Genomic DNA, 18,025 nt, shown 5'->3' on the forward strand with positions numbered 1-18,025 from the left:
AAAGCGAGGCGGCAACAGCGCTTTCTGGCCCGGTCCGGAGCCGAATATGACCTGTAAGCCGGGCTTTATGAGGGCCCTGCGGCCGGCTTTACCTGCCGCCGCGCGAGACACGCTCGATTTCGGCCTTCACGATGCGTTCAACCAGGCCCGGCAGGTTGTCGTCGAGCCAGGACTTCAGCATCGGACGCAGCATCTCCTTGACCAGATCCTCCAGCGTCCGCGCATTGCTGCTGAGGACCGTATGGGCCAGGGAGTTGAAGGCGGATTCGACTGCGGAGACGGTCGATTGCGCCAGGATCGGCTGTTGCGGCGGCAGCGGCGGTGCATCGAAGTCCACCGGCGCGTAGGACGGCGGAGGTGCCGGACGCGGCGGCGGCGATTCGGCGAATTCGAGATCGTCGCGCGGCTCGACCTTGCGGAAGCTTGGCGGAGGCGGTGTCGGCGCCGGGTCCATCGCCATTTCGTCGGTCAATTCGAGCACGTCGGGTTCAGGCTCAGGCTCAGGCTCAGGCTCCGGAGCACGGACCTCGGGCGCAGGCGTGGCCGCGTCGAGCCCGGCCAGCAGCGCGTCGATATCGTCCTGGCTGTTCGGTCCGGCATCCGCAGCGGGCGCGGGCGGCGGCGGCGCGGGAGCCGGCTTTGGGGCCGACGGCGGTGCGGGCTTTTCGGCGGCAGGTTTGGGCGGAGCGACCTTGGATGGCGGAATGTCGTTCATCGGCTTCGGCGGCGCGGCGGGCGTCGCAGCCTTCTCGGGCTTCGCAGCTTCAGCCGGCGGCGGCTTGGCCTCGTCGTCGGCAATGATGCGCCGGATCGAGGCCAGAATCTCCTCCATGGAGGGTTCTGTGACCTTTGCAGGCTGCGTCATCTCCGACTCCACATCATCAACGCCCTCGCATGCGTTGTTTTACACCAAGCACGACAGGATTGGCCGGTTCCGCAACGAGCGCCCCGACATTTTCGCCGCGGCAGCCCGACTTGTCCCCAGATCACGGCTCAACGTGCGGCGGCGTGCCCTGCCCTCGGCACTCGAGCTCTACGCATACGACATCGGTTGCGGAGCGAATCGATCCGCATCTTCTTGGCAAGGCTATGTCAGGGATTTTGATGATTGCAAGCAAAGCACCGGTCGGCCGCAATTGTTCGCGAGGCCGACCGGATGACTACGGGATCAGCGCCCGTCAGGCGTGCGTACGCCGCCCCAGCTGTCGCGGACCTGATGGTAGTGAACGCTGGCATCGTAGACCGTGGTCGAAAGACCAAGCACCTGGGGCGCCAGACGGCCGACGGCGGCAAGGACGTTATACGATGCCACCACGCGGTCGTGCTGCGCGGTCACCAGCGCGACGCGCGCATTGACCAGCGCCTGCTGCGCGTTGAGCACGTCGAGCGTGGTGCGCTGACCGGCCTTGGCTTCCTCGCGCACACCGTTGAGTGCGATCTCGGACGCCGTCACCTGCGCCTGCGCAGACTGCACCTGCGCCTTGCCGGCCTGCAACGTCCCCCAGAACTGCACCACGTTCGCACGAGTCTGGTCGCGCGTGGTTTCGAGGTTGAGACGCTGCTGCGCCAGGTTTTCCTTGGATTGGCGGATCAGCGAATATTCGCTACCGCCCTGATAAATCGGCACCGAGACCTGCGCGATCGCGGATGCGTTGAACGAGCGCAACTGAATCAAGGACTGTTCGTTGGACTGCGTGGCCGCTGCCTGGACCGTAACCGTCGGCAGCAACGCACCTTCGGCAACTTTGACCTGCAGGAAATTGACGTCGATGCCATACATTGCGGCCGTGACGTTGGGATGCTCGATCAGGCCGAGCTCGACCGCCGAAGCGAGCGTTGACGGCAGGAACCGGTCGACCGGCGAGCCCGGTGCGAGGTTCGTCGGCTCGTTGCCGATGATGCGGCGGAAGTTCGCCCGCGTCGTGGTGAGGTTCGCCTCCGCGGTGAGCGCCTGCGTTTTGCCGGCCGCCAGTTGCGCTTCCGATTGCGCAACGTCGGTGCGCGTCACTTCGCCGACGTTGAAACGATCACGGGTCTGCTTCAGCGTCTGCTCGAGCACGCGCACGTTGCTGCGCTGGACTTCCAGCGTCGCGGCATCGCGCAGATAATCCATGTAGGTCGTCGCGGCCTGGAGCAGCACGGTTTGATCGAGGCTGCGCAGCGCTTCGCGTGCGCCCGACACCTGACTCTCCGCCGCCCTCGTTCGGTTGGCGGTCTGGTTGCCATTGTAGAGCGTCTGCGTAGCGGTAACGCCAACGCTGCGAGGCAACACCGACCCGTGGATTGCGTTACTCCCCACGCCGCTCTGCAAATCCGTATATTGATAGCCGCCGCTCGCGGTCAGTGCGACCTTGGGGCGATACCCGGACAAAGCCTGCGGCACGTTCTCGTCGGTCGAGCGCACCTGCGCGCGCTGTGCGTTGAGCTGCGGATTGTTCTGATAGGCGCGCACCAAGGCGGCCTCGATCGTGTCCGCCAAGGCAGGCGTCGGCCCGGCCAGCGCCAGCAGCAGGACCGAAACCGCAGCTCCGGTGAAGAGCTTCACCCCATGCATCCCAAAATTTCCGTTTCATTTTAACGCCCGGCTCGTGCCCGCGAGCCGGGTTACCGTCTACCGAGTGGAGTCGTTGCCCCGCCGCAACATAGGACGCGGATGGCCGCGACGGAACTACCCCAAGGTAGTTCTCGGTGGAAACTCTTCACGTGCAGCATCCCGGCCACACTTCTGATTCAGAACGGGATTTTAACGGGCTTTGGGCCGTCAGAAGACGAAGGCGGCGGCCCGTTCCAGCCCGGGAAGGACCGGAGCTGTGGCGTCGAACAGCGCCCGATGGCCGAATTCGCCGTGGGTCCGGGTCACGATCACCGCCCGCGGCGGCCTTGATTCGGCTGATACGCCCACTAGGCGCCCGCCTTCCTTGAGCTGCCCGAGCAGCCCTTCCGGGGTCACCTCGGCGGCGCCATTGAGGATGATCACATCATAGGGTGCGGCAGACGGATCGCCTTCGGTGCAGGCAGCGGCCTTGCAGGTGACGTTGGCGAGGCCGAGGGTGGCAAAGGCCTCCCTGGCCTTCGCGGCCAGAGCCGAATCGCACTCCGTCGCGGTGACCTGACGCGCCAGCTTGGCCGCCAGCGCGGCGAGGTAGCCCGTCGCGCAGCCGACGACCAGGACGCTGTCGCCCTCGTCAATCTCGGCGTCCTGGAGCAGCTTGCCGGTCAGCTGCGGCTTGATCAGGAACCGCTTGGCAGGGCCCTCGCTCACATCGAGGTCGAGGTCGAGATAGGCCAAGGCCTGCCGGCTCGCCGGCACGAAGGCCTCACGCGGAACCGTGAGCATGGCATCGAGAATACGACGATCGGTGACGTCATTGGTGCGCACCTGGCCATCGACCATTTTGAGGCGCGCGGTCGAGAAACCGGACATTTGCGGACCCTGAGATGCGGACGATGCCGCGGACGGAAGTTGGCGGCATCTTTGGAACATGCTCGGCGAAAACGCAACATGGCCGTTGGCGCTAGCCGGCCAAGGCTCCCGCAACTCACCCGCATCAGGGAACAGGACGGATTATTCGATCGTCACCGCGAGGCGGCCGATCAGGGCGGCCACCTCATCCAGCCGCGCCGAATCGGGGGTCTCGACCGCACGCGCCAGGCAGGCGAGGCATTCATCGTCGCTGAGCTCGGGAACGTCGGCCGGCAGAATCGAGGGAGCCAGTTGGGCGCGGTCGATCTGGATGTCGGGCATGGGAATCAGCTCCGTAAGAGTCCGGCTCAGCGAAGCTCGATTTGAATTAAGTCGATTTGGTGCCATCCCGGCGGCTGCGGTGGCGTTGCCGGACACAACTGCTTGAACGCGATTCTGCGTGGATCGGGCCGCCACGTGTTGAGACAAGTGTTGAAAGATGACTCGAGCAGCATCACGCGTCGCATCAGTGACGGCTCACAAGTCAATGAATTTACAGCGGAATTTGGCTCCCCGGGCTGGATTCGAACCAGCGACCATCCGATTAACAGTCGGATGCTCTACCGCTGAGCTACCGAGGAAAAGGGCGAACTGTCGTCCGCGCGCGGTGCGTATAACAAAGCCGGTTGCGCTTGCAAAGGACGAATTCGTCATCTTCCGCAACGCATCCGAGGAAGGGGCCGGGCCGGCCCCCTCCCCATCTGTCAGGCGAAACTACTCCGCGACGAACGAGGTGGTCTTGGTGCCGGAGTCGTAGCGCAGCCGGAGCGCGGTGAACTTGCAGAGGTTGACGTTCTTCCAGAGCACGGCCTCGTCATAGTTCTGCCAGTCGACGCGGATGTTCCAGACACACCCCTCGTCATCCTCGTCGAACTCGACATAGGTGCTCGCCTGGTTCTGCAAGACCTTGTCGAGCTCGTTCTCCCATTCGTCCAGGCCGTCGTCCGGCGCATTGAAGCCGAGGAATTTGATGGCATAGCCGGTCTCGTTGACGACGGTGACGTTGCGGGCATCGGCAGCGAACGACCCCGTGGCCGCGATCGAAAGACTGATCGCGATCAGTCCGGACAGAAAATACTTCATGTGAAATGCTCCCGATCGAAACAGGCTGTAAGCGCCTGACGTCGATCGGCGCAGGCGCCGCGGCAACAAATGGCGTTGCCTCGAAGAGTCGTCCGGAGTGCGATCGACGGATTCAATACGCGATCGATCCGCACTCCGGCGCGCTGCGCGACGCGAGACGCGCAACGGGCCTGTTCTTATCGTTTCGAATTCTCAGCAGCAATGAACCGGCATTCATAGATCGGCGCTGTTTGTTTTCTCAGGCGCGGGAGCCGGCACAGCGGCGCCGTTGCTCTTGCCGGTCACGGCGCCGACCAGCGCCTTCACGGGATCGTCGCCCGGCGCAAAGCCGCTCTGGCGCAGGATCTCGTCGATCATCGGACGCAGCGCGTGCACCTTGAGCAGCTCGCCGGCAAGGCCTTCACCGAAACCGACGTTGCCGCTACCTGCGCCATTGCCGCCGAACGCACCGCCGGTGTGCAGGATGCGGACATCCTTGAGGTTCGCGATCGGCTTCACCATCTCGGCCAGCGCCGAGGGCATGGTCTCGATCCGCTTCTTGGCGATCTCGAAATCGATGACGTTGCTGCCGAGCTTGTTCTGCGCCTCGTTCTTCATGGTGATGACGGCAGCTTCGGCTTCACCGATGTTGCGGACACCGACCGCCTTGATCTTGTTGGATTCGGCTTCGGCTGTCGCCAGCGTCTTGACGGCTTCGGCGCGGTCGAGCGAGGCCTTCTTCTCGGCTTCGGCCGCGACGATCAGCTCGGTCGACTTGCGCTCGGCCTCGGTGCGCGCGGCCAGCACCTGGGTGAGACGGGCGCGATCGGCGACCTCGACCGCGCGTGCGGTCAGAACCTTTTCCTCCGCCGAGACGGCGACTGCTTCAGCCGTCTTGGCTTCGGCCACGGCTTCGGAGGTCTGCTTGCTCTTGGCCGCGATCTGGATCTCGTTCTCCTGCGTCGCGATCTGGATCTCGCGCTGGGCGTCGGTCTTGCGCTTGTTGATCGCCAGATCCGACTCGATGACAGCGGTTTCCTTGACCTGCTTGGCACCAGCCTCCTTCTCGGCAACGGCCCGGTCGGTGTCGATGCGGGCGTTCTCCTCGGTGAGGCGCGCGGTCTGGGTCGCGGTCGCGACCTCGGCGCGGGTGCTGGCGGTCTTGTTGGCGATGTCGCGCTCCTGCGACAGCTCGGCCTCCTTCTTGGTCCGCTCGATGCCGAGGGTCTGCTGCCGCGCCTCGAGGTCCTTTTGCGCGATCGCCACCTCGTTGTCGCGCACGATGGCGTTGCGGTCGCGCCGGCGGGTCTCGGTGACGGTCTTGAGCTGGGTGAGACCTTCGGCGTCGAAGAAATTCTCGGGGTTGAAAAACTTGACGTCGGTCTGGTCCAGCTTGGTCAGGGACACCGATTCAAGCTCGAGCCCGTTCGATTTCACGTCGGATTCAACTGTTGACTGCACGTGCTTGACGAAGTCCGAGCGCTTCTCCTGAAGCTCCAGGATGCTCATGGTCGCGGCAACCGAACGGAGGCCGTCGACGAATTTCGCCTCGACCTGGTTGCGCAGCGCCTCGGCATCGTTGGTCAGCGCGCCCAGCGTCTGGCTCGCCAACGCAATGCTTTCCTCGTCGGGGCGAACGCGCACGTAGAATTCGGCGACGATGTCGACGCGCAGGCGATCCTTGGTGATCAGGGATTCCCGCTCCTTGCGCTCCACGGTGAGCCGCAGCGTCTTCAGGTTGACGCTGGCATAGGAGTGGAAGATCGGCAGGATCATGGCACCGCCGTCGAGCACGACCTTCTTGCCGCCGAGGCCGGTGCGCACGAACGCCTCGTCACGCGTGGCGCGCTTGTAGAGAATGGTGAAGACGATCCCGAGGACGACGATCAGCGCGACGCCGATCATGGCCGGGACTGCGATGTCGAACATGATTTTCTCCGATAATGACTTGCTAGCTGCTTAGAGTGGGCTTGGACGGTTTGAGTTCATCCTCGGCCTTGACCGCCACGAAGCGGGTGCCATCGCGATCGACCAGCAGGACCAGGGTTCCCTGCGGCAGAGGCGACGACGAAGGTGCCGCGACCGCCAGGACGAAGTGACGGTTGCCGTGGACGTCGGCGACGCTGACCCGGCCAGGCGGCCCCTGGTCGAGCGGACCGACGACGACCTCACCGACACGGCCGACGAGATCGCCGAGGCCGACGACATAGCTCTCGTCCTTGGGAATGATCCGCGCGATGGCGCCGCTGGCGGCGCGCACCAGCGGGACCGACACCGCGACGGCCCCGAGCGAGGCGACCGTCGCCGGCAAGGGACCGGCGACCATCCGTGCGACGTCCTGGATCAGGAAGCCGGTGATGGAGAAGGCGCCGAGCGCCAGCAACAGGAAGATCAAGAGCGGCACGCCGCCGACATTGATCCAGGAGATGGCGTTGAGGACGCCGTTGTCGCTGGGGTGGCTGAAATCGATGCTGGTGCCAAGCATCTCGCTGAGGGAAGCCCCGACCAGCATCGTGATCACCTCGAGCGTGCCGACGATGACGATCATGGCCGCCGCGATCGCAAACGGCCTGACCTCGGGCGACATGACGTGTTCGAGCAATGCGCTCATGACACGGCACTCAGGAGCGCGACTTCAACCGTGCGAGCCTCGCCGCAATCTCCTTGTCGCGATGAAGCGCGCTCAGTTCATCGATGTCGCTGGAATACGGAATGCCCTGCGGCACGCCGGTCGCGCGTGCCACCGCCCTGCCCGCCCGCAAGGCCTTGGCCGTAGCGGACGCCCCGCCGGACTTCCGGGGCGACGTCGCGGCCTGGTGGCTGGCATGTGCCTCGCTCTTTTCGAGATCGGCGCGGCGCTGCTCGGCATCCTGGAGCGCCGACAGCACTGCGCGCAGCGAGGTCACGCATTGCTCGATCTTCTCGTTGTTCTCGTCGATGGCGCGGGAGAGCACCTCGAACTGTGCTTCCAGATCCATCTGCCGGGCGATGCCGGCGCGGGCGAGATCGTCGCGGCCGTCAGTGATCGCGCCTTCGATCTTGGGCGCAAGATCGGTCATCTCGCGCTCGATCTCGGTACGGCGCGCGTTGAGGCGGTATTCCTCGGCGCGAGCGGCCGCGAGCGCGTCGCGCGCCTCGCTTTCGGCGCGCTCGATCTCGCGGATGGCCTGTCCAACTACCTTGAGCTTGTTCTTGCCCTCCGCCTGCTCGATTGCGTCATAGGCGATCCCGGCAATCAGACGCCCGACCCGGGACAGGAAGTTGTCGGGGGCGGCAGCAATGGTATCCATGGCGTTCTCCTCCTCTGGCAGGCTGTTCGGCGTGACGCCGTAGTGAACTTCAAAGCCGTCGTCTGTGCGGATGAGGTGCGCGGGCACGCTCTGCCCCCAGCCCTCGGCATAGCCGGCGTAGTCGAAGGGCACGCTGAAGCGCCCTTGCACGGTCGCAATCGAAATGGTGGCGGGGCCCTTGATCTTGGCGAGCTTGTCGTCGAGCGGCAGGCGGCGGCCTTGCGCCGCGCGATACTCGTTGCGGTCGCGCAGGCCCAGCGTCACCAGGCGCGAGGGCAGCGCGGTCTCTTTGCGGATCGGCTCATAGGCGTGGGCGTGGAGCAGGACGACGTTGGACCCCACATTGTGGGTCCGGGCCACCTCGTCGAGAATCTCCATCATGCGGTCATAGGCCTGGAATGTCGCCTCGATGGCGGCCTTGGCGGCCGGGTCAGGGGCAAGCCTGTAACGCAGCGCGGACGGCGCGTTTCGGGGCGACTGGCTCATGGAAAGCACTAAAGCACCATTTTGGTGCTTTAGGAAGGGGAGATGCGATCACGTTCCACTGATCCTTGTGCACTCTAGGGGTTAGTCGCTGTCGCCCGGGGCCGCGTTCAAGGCGGGCCATCACCTCTAGATCACCGCCGATCAAGACTTCTTGCACGCGCGGGTTGCAATTTGAGGCGAAATGCACCAAGCGTCTCGGTCGTCATTGCGAGGAGCCCTTGCGACGAAGCAATCCAGAGTCTTTCCGCGGAGGGATTCTGGATTGCTTCGCTGCGCTCGCAATGACGGAGTCTGACGCGCCACCTCTCCTCGTCAACTCTCACTTCAGAGCGCAGACACACTTCCGCATCCTCGCGGCCTATCTCGCCCGAGCTTTGCTTTGTCACATCGCTACGAAACGAGGCGGCCTGTCACGGCCGCCGGCACACCAGGTCGATCTCGATCAACGCGTCATAGGCGAGGCCGGTGACGCCAACGCAAGTGCGGGCCGGCAAGCGATCCGGCGCGAAGAAGCTGCGATACGTCTCGTTCATCGCGGCGTAGTCTTCCTTGAAGCGCGTCAGGTAGACGCGCGCCATCACGACGTGCTCGAGCCCGAGATCGAGGCCGGCCAGAACGACCTTCAGGTTCTCCATCACCGCGCGGGTCTGCGCGACGATGCCGTCGGGCAGCACGCCCGGCGTCTGCGGCGTGTCGGGCATCTGGCCGGTGACGAAGACAAAGCCGTCGGTCTCGACGGCGTGGCTGAAAGGCGCGACCGGCTTCGGGCCGTCGCTGATCATGTGGAATTTCACTTGAGCTGTCCTTGTTACGATGCGTCCTGGAACAGGCGCTTGCTGAGGATGGCGTGCACGCCCCAATTGCCGTCGACGACTTGGGTGACGCCGAAATCGACGGCGGCTGACATCAGCGCAATCGCTTCATCCTCGCTGAGGCCCTTGGTATTCATCAGGAAGCGCCGCATCTTGCGGAACGCATCCTTCATGGCGAGGTCGAGCGAGGACTTTGCATAGACCTCGCTCTGTCCTTGCGCGCCGAACTCCGCGAGGTAGTTGGGATGGCTGAAGCCGGTCAGCACCCAATCGGTGGCGGTTTCAATCAGAGGATACGAGAGATCGGCGAAGGGACGAGCGGCGAGATCGGCCTTCTTGTGCAGGATCACCTCGAAGGTGCCGGTCATCGAGCACTCGATCGCGGTACCGCTGAGCTCGCCGTCGCCCTGGGCGGCGTGGGGATCGCCAACCGACAGCAGCGCGCCGGGCACCGAGACCGGAAGATAGACGGCCGCGCCCTTCCCCAGCCGCCAATTGTCGAGATTGCCGCCGAAATAGGACGGCGGCACGGAATCGACGAAATCGACCTCGCGCGGCGCCACCGCGATCACGCCGAAATGCGGCCGCAAGGGAATGCGGATGCCGTCGAGCACGGCGTGCCGGCGCTTGATCGTGCCGGGCGGGACGGGAACGCCGGGATAGTCGTAGGTCGTATGCACCACGCCAAAGGGATCGGTCTGCGGCTCCCAGCGATAGGAATAGAGCGCGCGGGCATGCGGCGCGTCCACATCGTCGAAGATCTCGTAAATGGTCACGGCCTCGCGCGGCTTGGGACCGCCGAGAAACTCGTTGTAGTGATAGCCCCACCAGGCCGCCACCGAGGAGCCGAACACGCGCCCTGCATGGTTCGGGCTGCGACTTGCGCGCGGCACGATGTCGAGGATGCGCACCTCGAGCACGTCGCCGGGCTGCGCGTCCTTCACCGCTACGGGCCCCGTGCAGATGTGCACACCAAACCCCTCGCCGGCGCCGCGGCCGAACACGCTGGCATCCATGGGTCCGGCGCCGCGGCGGTCGACGTTCTTCTTGTTCCGCGTCCAACCGAACACGCTTTCGGCGCCGGGATCGCCCGCGATCATCATCTCCGGTGCGTCGGAGGCGTGCTGGGTCAGCGTCTCGATGGTGATGGTGTCGCCCGATGCGATCTCGATTTGCGGCGGCAGCGAGCGGCTGAAATAGCCCCAATGAACGCGGCTGGCCTCGACCGGAAGATGATGATGCCTGCGCTCCGTGGTCGCGCGCTCCTCGGCGCCGGCACGGGCGACGTTGCTGCGTGCCTCGACGCTCTGATGTGCGCGGAGCTGTGCCAGCGCCTCCTGTGGCCAGCCGCGCTGGCCGGCGACGCCATGCTGCGAGGTCGCCCGCTCCGCCTCCTGCTGGCGAAACTCGCGCGGCGGCAGGCCGAAGCGATGACGGAAGGCGCGACTGAAATGCGCGGAGTCGCCGAAGCCATAGGCGTAGGCGATCTCCGAGATCGAGCGATGGGCCTCGGTCGGGTTGGAGAGATCGGCCCAGGCGCGCTGGAGCCGACGCTCGCGAACGTAGTGGGTAAAATTGTCGCCGACCGTTTCGAACAGCTTTTGCAAGTAGCGCTCGGAAATGCCCTCGGCTTGCGCAACACGCGCCGGCACAAGATCGGGATCGTCGAGCCGGCGCTCGATGGTCTGGCAGATCCGGTGCAGCAGCGCCGCCTGCGTCGCGCTCGACCCGGCGTCGGACGTCGACGCCGCCAGTTGATGCGCGAGCGTCAGCAGCAGGTCGACCAGCGACTGCGCGAGCGAATTCCATTCGGCATCGCTCAAGGTGTCGAGCGTGCGCGCGGTCGCGTCCATGAGGCGCGAGAACACCTCGGCGAACCCGCTGGGCGGAACGACTCGGGGCTCGCCTAGCCGCGGCTTGCCCGAGAGGCGTCTGTGCAACGCCTCCGACGTCACCGACAGCACGATGGCGCGCATGTCGCGCTGGAACACGATGCTCCAATCCCCGCTGCGCGGCAGCAGCACGAGATGGCCGACGGGAACGATGCGGTGCCCGCCGGCGCTTCTGAGCACCATGCCGTCCTCGACAGGCATCAGCGCGATGGGGAGGTCTTCGTTGGCTTGCGAGAGGGGCGCGATGCTCTGCGCGCCCGCGGCCATGCGCGTCAGCGCGACACCTGCGGCCTGGCGATGCGAGGCGGTTGCGTGCCCGTCGAAGAAGGAATGACTACCTGCGGGCTGCAGGCCGACCGCCGCCAGCACGTCCCGCCAGGCTTCGGGGCGGTCGTCTTGCGCGTAGGACTCGCTCGTGAACGGCCGGAAGCTCATCGGATCGACCCAGATTGCGGTCGATCGAAGCAACCTCTGTGCCAGTCGAACGCCGTCATCCGTCGTAGCGACGGGCCGCAGATGGGCTTCGTTGGTCACCTGTTCATCCAGAAAACGCGCTGTTCTTCAATGTGTTGGAGCCTGATATCAGCATGAGGTTGCGTAGCCCGGATGGAGCGAAGCGTAATCCGGGATTCGGGCCGCCATTGACGCTGTCCCGGATTGCGCTTCGCTCCATCCGGGCTACGGGACTGAACACGCATCAGTCGCATCGAAACATGTTCTTGCGGATCGTGCCGTGGACGCCCCAATTGGCATCGACCACCTGGGTCACGCCGAAATCGGCGCCGACCGACATCAGCGAGATCGCCTCGTCCTCGCTGAGGCCGTGCACGGTCATGAGGAACCGGCGGAGTTTTCTGAACGCATCGCGCATCGCACGGTCGAGGCTCGAGTGATTGGCGATCTCGGTTTGCGCGTCAGCGCCGAGCGTTGCGAGATAGTTCGGATAGGTGAAGCCGTAGAACGACCAGGCGTGATCGGTCTCAAGCATCGGATGGTCGAGACCTTCGAGGTTGGTGCCGGCCAGATCGGCCTTCTTGTGCAGGATGAATTCGAAATCGCCGGTCAGCGAGGTCTCGATCGCGGTGCCGCCGAGCTCGCTATCGCCCTGCGCGGCATGGGGATCGCCGACCGAGAAGTAGGCGCCCGGCACGGCGACCGGATAGAACATCCGCGCGCCCTTGCCGATGCGCCAGTCGTCGATATTGCCGCCGGTATAGCCCGGCGGGATCGAGCTGACGAAATCGGCTTCCGACGGCGCAAGGCCCATGGTGCCGAAATGCAATCGTGCCGGCACCTTGACGCTGGAGAGGATGTTCTCGCGCTTCCTGATGGTGGCGTGATCGACGCGGACACCGGGATAGTCGATGGTCGGATGCACGATGCCGTCGGGGTCGGTCTGCGGCGTCCAGACATAGTTGTAGACCGCCTTCGCATAGGGCTCGCCTGACGTGTCGAGCTCGAAGATGGTGACGACCTCGCGCGGCTTCGGCTCCTCGATCAGGTCGTGATAGTGAAAGCCCCAGTTGGCGGCGACATTGGAGCCGAAGCAGCGGCCGGCATGGCAGGCGCTGCAGCTCGGCCGCGGCCGGATATCTAGGATGCGCACTTCGAGAATATCGCCGGGCTCGGCGCCTTCGATCGCCACGGGGCCGGTGAGAAGGTGCACGCCGATCCCCTCGCCTGCGCCGCGGATGAAGGGGCCTTCGACCGGGCCCGAGCCGCGGCGCGCTACGGCCTTGTGCTCGCGCGTCCACTGGAACACGCTCTCGGCGCCGGGATCGCCCTGGATCATACGTTCATAGTCGTCGTTGGCATGATGCGTCAGCGTCTCGATGGTGGCGCGATCCCCGGAGCGCAGCGTCAGGGCTGGGGTGACCTTCTTGGAGAAATAGCCCCAGTGGACGGTTTTCGGCGAAACCGGCAGCGTGACATGCTTCATGAGATGGCCTCTTCGGGAGTCTTGAACCTTGTGGATGCGCCGCTCATCGCACCGCCTCCGGAGTCTTGTCGGCTTCCATCACGCTGAGGAAACGCGCCGTCAGCGCATTGCGCGGGCTCGAGAGCACCTCGTGCGCCGGCCCCTCCTCGATGATCGCGCCACCGCTCAGGAAAGCGACGCGGTCGGCGACCTCGTCGGCGAAGCGGATCTGGTGGGTCGAGATGATCATGGTGAGCCCGTCGTCGATGGCGAGACGCCGGATCACCTCCAGCACCTCGTTGACGAGTTCAGGATCGAGCGCCGAGGTCGGCTCGTCCAGCAGCAGCACGCTCGGGTTCGGCGCAAGCGCGCGGGCGATGGCGACGCGCTGCTGCTGGCCGCCGGAGAGGTGCCGCGGCAGCGCATCGGCACGATGCGAGAGGCCAACGCGGTCGAGCAGCTCGCCGGCGCGGCGGTCGGCGTCGATGCGGGTCATGCCGTGGACCCAGCGCAAGGGACCGGCGATGTTCTCCTTCGCCGAGAGATGGGCGAACAGATTGAACTGCTGGAACACCATGCCGACGCCGACGCTGGCGCGTTCGTTGGCGATGGCGCGCGGCGACAGCGGCTTGCCGTCCTCGCCAAAGCCGAGGCGCCGGCCGCCGACGCGCACGGTGCCAGCATCCCAGTTTTCGAGATGGTTAATGCAGCGGAGCAGCGTGCTCTTGCCCGAGCCACTCGGACCGAGCAGCGCCACCACCTCGCCCACACGGACCGTGAGGTCGAGGCCGTCGAGCACCTTCTGCGGACCGTAGCTCTTGGTGAGATCCTTCACCTCGACCGCGATGTTGTTGCGCGCGATCGTCGCGGCGCGGCGGGCGCGTTCCTCGCGGGTCAGGGCCAGCGGCGGCGTATCCGCGAGCTCTGCTTGCGCGGGCTCGGGATCGATCGCGGTGGCATCGGCTGGCTCCAGCCTGGCGACGAGGTCGACACGGCGCCAGGGCAGATAATCGGCGAGCTTGCGCTCACGCCCTTTCGCGCGGTCGAGATCGAGCAGCCATTCGACGAACAGCTGAATGCCGCTGATGGTCGCGGTCAGCACGAGGTAGAGCAGGCCCGAAGCGAAGAAGATCGAGAAGAAGTCGAATGTGGAGGACGCCAGCTGGGTCGAGCGCAGCGTCAGCTCCTGGACCGCGACGACGGAGGCGAGCGAGGAATTTTTCAGTGCACTCACCGCCTCGTTGCCGAAGGCCGGGATCATGGTGCGGATCGCCTGCGGCGCGATCACCCGCCACATCAGGATCCGGGGCGTCATGCCGAGCGCCTGCCCCGCCGTCACCTGCCCGCGGTCGACGCCGAGCACGCCCGCGCGCAGCATCTCCGCGATGAACGGTGCCTCGTTGCAGGCAAGCGCAAGACCGGCGGCCAGCACCGCCGGCAGCTTGATGCCGATATGCGGCAGCGCGTCGTAGGCGAACACCATTTGCAGGATCAGCGGCGTGCCGCGGAAGATCACGGTGTAGGCCCTGGCGATCGCCGCCAGGAGCCAGAAGCGCGAGAGCTGCATGCCGGCGAGGATCAGTCCGAGGATCAATCCGCCGCCGAGCCCGAGGGCGGTCACCTCGAGGGTGAGCTCGATGCCCTCGAGCAGGTACGGCATGCTCAGGTAGTGGAGGAACAGCGACATCAGTCGGCCGTCAGAATGTCCGGCTCCTTGAAGTTGTTCACATCGAGCCCATGCTTCTTCAGGAGCTCCATGTGCGTACCGGCCTTCTGCACCTCGATCAGCGCAGCGAGCACGGCGTCGCGGAATTTCGGCTTGTCCCTGGGAACGGCGATGCCGACCGAGTATGGGATCGTCACCGCGATCGCCTTCTCCAGCTTGTCCGGATAGGCTTTCACCGCGCTGTCGACCGTGTTGACGTCGTTGACATAGGTGTCGGCGCGGCCGGCGAGGATCGCCTGGATGCAGTTGGCGTTGTTGTCGTAGAGCTGGATGGTCGGCTCCGCCTTGCCGGCCTTCTTGCATTCGGGGATCAGCGCCTGGATCAGGGGCACCTCGACATAGCCGGTGTTCTCGGCGGCAGCCGCGCCGCACATCGACATGTTGATGCCGTTGATGCCCTTCGGATTGCCCTTGGCGACCAGCACGCCGTCGAACACCTTCGAATAGGTGATGAAGTCGGCGGCCTTGGCGCGCTCCTTGGTGGCGTAGATGTCGGAGATGACGATGTCGGCTTGTCCCGCCGCGAGCGTGGTCAGGAGGGCTGCGAACGTCACCGGCTTGTAGGTCAGCTTGAAGCCGAGGCATTCGCCGATGGCTTCGCCGAGATCGATGTCGAAGCCGATATATTTGCTGGGATCCTTGGGATCGATGGTCTCATAGCCCGGCGTGTGCGGGTTGATGGCGTTGACGAGCGTCTTGCCCTTCCAGTCCGGATATTTCTCCTGGAGCGCGGCGCAGGCGGCGGGCGCTGCGGCCTGTGCGCTCAGCGGTGCGGCGGCGACGAGGCCGAAAGCGATGGCTGCGCCGAGCGCGGCCTTGCGCCACGGCAATGCGCGCGACATCCCCCGCGCCTGGGGCAATACCCGTGTCTCCATCTCCAACTCCCTCGAATTGCCATGGCATCAGCCATGTTCCAGATCTCGGGAGCGAGCCTAGGTGGGATGCGAACCGGAAAGCTTGTCCGCGGGCGTACAAAAAATTGGACGGAGGCGGCCCGCGATTTGGGCAAGCGGCTGCACAAAAACTGTTCGCTGGTCGCAACTCGACGCGGGTGCGGGATTCCGAATTCGGGAGAACCAAATGATCCTGGATGCCGCAGCGATCAGCACGATCCCGGAATCATCTGGTGAGGCTATTTGACAGAGATATGACGCCTGCTGACGGAAATGCGGCCCGGGGCGAACGGATCTGCGGCCGATATCCACAGCACTTCACAGCCTGTCCGCAGCATATCCACAGCCTCACTATGTCGGATTCGCGAGACCGCACGAGCCACTTGCTGCGCACAAACTCACAGGGCTGGCATGTCAGCCGCCGGCCTAATCGAACACGGTGCGGCAAGCCTCGCTCAAGCTTGATCGGTTACGGCGCAGGCACGCGGTGATGGCGCGGACGTTGGGAATCTCGCCGGCGCAGAGCCGGTAGACGTCGGGGGTGCAGGCCCGGCGCTGTTCGGGTGTCCCCTGCTGCGCCTGAGCGGCGGAGGCAAACAGCGTCAGGAACAGCCCGACGGTCGAGGCGCGGCGCGCCCGGCTCTTCACGCCCGCAAACCGCAAGAACCTCGTCTTCATGACCAAGTCTCCCGTTCTGCCCGCCCGCTCCCGGCCCGCGTTGGCCGGTCGTTGCGAAGGGGTAGGAGAAATAAATCGCCGAGAATGTGATCTCTTTCACACTGGCGGCGGGCCACGGACGCCTAGGTTCCCGCGGGGATTTTTTCAGGAATCGCTAACCAATCGGGACTCGATCGCCGGATCGTTAAAATGCGAACGATCGGCTCAATCGGGTAACAAACCGGCTTTGCGACATTGCGCCATCCGCGTTCTGCGAGGGTGTGATGAGCGAAGCCGAATTCAACTTGCTGCTGGATGCCGTCCGGGACGCCATGATCAACGAAGATTTCGCGCCTGAGCCGGAGGAGAATTTCGTGCCCCGCTCTTGGTCGTACGCCGCAACACCCAAAGCCGCCAACGACAATGAGGGCGCCTGGCCCCTGCTGCCGTTTCCGGACGGCTGGTACGCGGCCTGCTGAGGCCCGCCTTGCCGTGACCTGATGCGCCGCTCTTGCAGGCGGTTCGGCATCACCGAGCGCCGGGGACCGGCGCAGCCCCGATCAAGTCTTGACGCGCTCCTCGCCGTCCTGCGGCGCCCGGTCGGGTGCAGCCGGCGGAAAGATGCTGTCATAGATTGCGCGCGCCTCGGCAATGAGGCGGGCCCGCTCCAGCTCGGATTTCGGGACAAATCGAACGACGTCGCCCACGTGCTCTCCAGCTCCAGGGTTGGGAATGCGTCCCTTCGCAGATGCGAAGTCTATGCCAGAGGGCCTGAATCGCAGCTTTCCGCCAAGCCCCGGGCAAACCCGGTGGCGCGAAGGCGCGCGCAGCCCGGCGGAACCGCGCAGAAATCAGATTTTTGCTGGAAGATCAGAGATTTGTGATGGAGGCCACGACCAGAATTGAACTGGTGTACACGGTTTTGCAGACCGTTGCGTAACCACTCCGCCACGTGGCCCCGTAAGGGCGGACCAATATAGGGGATCAATGGCTTAGGCAACCGCCTTCGTCCGACTTTGGCGGCGATCACCTCTTCCGATGTGGACCAAGCTCAGGCGCGCTTGCCGCGCCGGAAGTCGCGCCGGCGGCCCTTTGCGGCGGGCTTTGGCGCCAGCTCCGGCATCTCGGCCTGGACCTCGCGGTAGCGGGTCAGCATCCGTTCGAAACTGGCATGCAGGGTCTCGGCGATGTCGGGGCGCCGCTCGAGGCTGGACAGGATCGACGCGGCCGCCTCGATGGTCGAGAGACCGTCCTTGCGCGGCTCCTTGCGCAGCCGTCCGTAGCGCGAAGGGCGCGATGGGTTGAGGATCACGCGCTGGCATTTCAGCATCCAGGGATTGCGCCACCACAGCGCCTTGGCCTGGCTCCAGGTGCCGTCAAGCAGCACCACGCCTTCGAGCTTGCCAAGGAGCGCGCGTTGGTTGTCCGCAACCTCCCCTTTGCGGTTCAGCGCCACGATCTCGGCCTCGGCCTCGAGATCGGCCGCGCGCGCCGAGCCGAGATAGAGCACGGCCCAGTGCGAAGCGTTCTCGATCGGCCTCCCCAGCGCCTTGGACAGGCTCGGCCAGGACAAGCCGACGCGCACCGTTGCATCGGCAAAATGCTTCGCCAGCAGCCGCGCGGTGCCGAGCGCCCTGTCCTGCTCCTGCGGATGCTGCAGGATCAGCAGCGAGAGGCGGTTTTCAATCGGCGTGACGCTGTCGCAGATGCACAGCGGCATCGGCTTCTGGCAGTGTGGGCATTCGGGGATCGGCTCGGCCGGCGCGGCGGCGGTGGGGTTCGACATGGTCGCCGCTATACGCCCGAAGCGGCTCCTCAACAACCGG

General features: G+C 65.1%; 17 protein-coding genes and 2 tRNA genes. 1 reads left to right on the forward strand and 18 read right to left on the reverse strand.

Annotation, left to right across the window (positions count from 1 at the left end):
• Nucleotides 1-88: 88 nt before the first annotated feature.
• The 15 genes from IQ16_RS20395 to IQ16_RS20465 all read right to left on the reverse strand — a co-directional run bounded on the left by IQ16_RS20395 (nt 89) and on the right by IQ16_RS20465 (nt 16,220).
• Nucleotides 89-865: a PopZ family protein gene (locus IQ16_RS20395; RefSeq protein WP_026311823.1), complete on the reverse strand. Its 777-nt coding sequence runs from the start codon at nt 863-865 to the stop codon at nt 89-91.
• 303 nt (nt 866-1,168) lie between these two features.
• Nucleotides 1,169-2,554 carry a TolC family outer membrane protein gene (locus IQ16_RS20400; RefSeq protein WP_018641881.1) on the reverse strand — a complete coding sequence of 462 codons (1,386 nt, stop codon included), beginning with the start codon at nt 2,552-2,554 and terminating at the stop codon, nt 1,169-1,171.
• Between the two features lie 207 nt (nt 2,555-2,761).
• Nucleotides 2,762-3,424, reverse strand: coding sequence for a protein-L-isoaspartate O-methyltransferase family protein (locus IQ16_RS20405; RefSeq protein WP_026311822.1), 663 nt, complete (start codon nt 3,422-3,424; stop codon nt 2,762-2,764).
• A gap of 141 nt (nt 3,425-3,565) precedes the next feature.
• Nucleotides 3,566-3,745, reverse strand: coding sequence for a hypothetical protein (locus tag IQ16_RS20410; RefSeq protein WP_018641879.1), 180 nt, complete (start codon nt 3,743-3,745; stop codon nt 3,566-3,568).
• Between the two features lie 224 nt (nt 3,746-3,969).
• Nucleotides 3,970-4,044, reverse strand: a tRNA-Asn gene (locus tag IQ16_RS20415).
• Nucleotides 4,045-4,177: 133 nt separating this feature from the next.
• Complete coding sequence (locus IQ16_RS20420; protein WP_018641878.1) at nt 4,178-4,546, reverse strand: hypothetical protein; 369 nt, start codon at nt 4,544-4,546, stop codon at nt 4,178-4,180.
• Between the two features lie 213 nt (nt 4,547-4,759).
• On the reverse strand, nt 4,760-6,454 hold the full coding sequence (locus IQ16_RS20425) for a flotillin family protein (RefSeq protein WP_018641877.1): 1,695 nt from the start codon (nt 6,452-6,454) through the stop codon (nt 4,760-4,762).
• A 22-nt stretch (nt 6,455-6,476) separates the two neighbouring features.
• Nucleotides 6,477-7,136, reverse strand: a complete 660-nt coding sequence (locus IQ16_RS20430) for an OB-fold-containig protein (protein ID WP_018641876.1) — start codon at nt 7,134-7,136, stop codon at nt 6,477-6,479.
• Between the two features lie 10 nt (nt 7,137-7,146).
• Nucleotides 7,147-8,310, reverse strand: coding sequence for a PspA/IM30 family protein (locus IQ16_RS20435; RefSeq protein WP_018641875.1), 1,164 nt, complete (start codon nt 8,308-8,310; stop codon nt 7,147-7,149).
• 401 nt (nt 8,311-8,711) lie between these two features.
• Nucleotides 8,712-9,095, reverse strand: a complete 384-nt coding sequence (locus IQ16_RS20440; RefSeq protein WP_018641874.1) for a RidA family protein — start codon at nt 9,093-9,095, stop codon at nt 8,712-8,714.
• Nucleotides 9,096-9,109: 14 nt separating this feature from the next.
• Nucleotides 9,110-11,440, reverse strand: coding sequence for an acetamidase/formamidase family protein (locus tag IQ16_RS20445; RefSeq protein WP_026311821.1), 2,331 nt, complete (start codon nt 11,438-11,440; stop codon nt 9,110-9,112).
• A 262-nt stretch (nt 11,441-11,702) separates the two neighbouring features.
• The gene (locus IQ16_RS20450) at nt 11,703-12,944 is read right to left on the reverse strand and encodes an acetamidase/formamidase family protein (RefSeq protein ID WP_018641872.1); all 1,242 of its coding nucleotides are present in this window, start codon (nt 12,942-12,944) and stop codon (nt 11,703-11,705) included.
• Between the two features lie 43 nt (nt 12,945-12,987).
• Nucleotides 12,988-14,610 (reverse strand): amino acid ABC transporter permease/ATP-binding protein, encoded by a 1,623-nt coding sequence (locus tag IQ16_RS20455; protein ID WP_145831704.1) that lies wholly within the window; start codon nt 14,608-14,610, stop codon nt 12,988-12,990.
• Nucleotides 14,610-15,524 (reverse strand): ABC transporter substrate-binding protein, encoded by a 915-nt coding sequence (locus IQ16_RS20460; RefSeq protein WP_018641870.1) that lies wholly within the window; start codon nt 15,522-15,524, stop codon nt 14,610-14,612. Before IQ16_RS20460 ends, IQ16_RS20455 begins: the two co-directional genes overlap by 1 nt.
• 444 nt (nt 15,525-15,968) lie before the next feature.
• The gene (locus IQ16_RS20465) at nt 15,969-16,220 is read right to left on the reverse strand and encodes a hypothetical protein (RefSeq protein WP_026311820.1); all 252 of its coding nucleotides are present in this window, start codon (nt 16,218-16,220) and stop codon (nt 15,969-15,971) included.
• Between the two features lie 263 nt (nt 16,221-16,483).
• On the opposite strand from IQ16_RS20465, the gene IQ16_RS20470 reads away from it, so the two are divergent.
• Complete coding sequence (locus IQ16_RS20470; protein WP_018641869.1) at nt 16,484-16,678, forward strand: hypothetical protein; 195 nt, start codon at nt 16,484-16,486, stop codon at nt 16,676-16,678.
• A gap of 81 nt (nt 16,679-16,759) precedes the next feature.
• On the opposite strand, the gene IQ16_RS45705 is transcribed toward IQ16_RS20470, so the two are convergent.
• The 3 genes from IQ16_RS45705 to IQ16_RS20485 all read right to left on the reverse strand — a co-directional run bounded on the left by IQ16_RS45705 (nt 16,760) and on the right by IQ16_RS20485 (nt 17,985).
• Entirely contained in the window at nt 16,760-16,906 is a 147-nt protein-coding gene (locus IQ16_RS45705) for a hypothetical protein (RefSeq protein WP_018641868.1), read from the reverse strand.
• A 177-nt stretch (nt 16,907-17,083) separates the two neighbouring features.
• Nucleotides 17,084-17,157, reverse strand: a tRNA-Cys gene (locus IQ16_RS20480).
• Nucleotides 17,158-17,250: 93 nt separating this feature from the next.
• Entirely contained in the window at nt 17,251-17,985 is a 735-nt protein-coding gene (locus IQ16_RS20485; RefSeq protein WP_018641867.1) for a tRNA-uridine aminocarboxypropyltransferase, read from the reverse strand.
• Nucleotides 17,986-18,025 lie beyond the last annotated feature (40 nt).

The organism is Bradyrhizobium huanghuaihaiense (assembly GCF_007830635.1).
Taxonomy (GTDB): Bacteria; Pseudomonadota; Alphaproteobacteria; order Rhizobiales; family Xanthobacteraceae; genus Bradyrhizobium; species Bradyrhizobium huanghuaihaiense.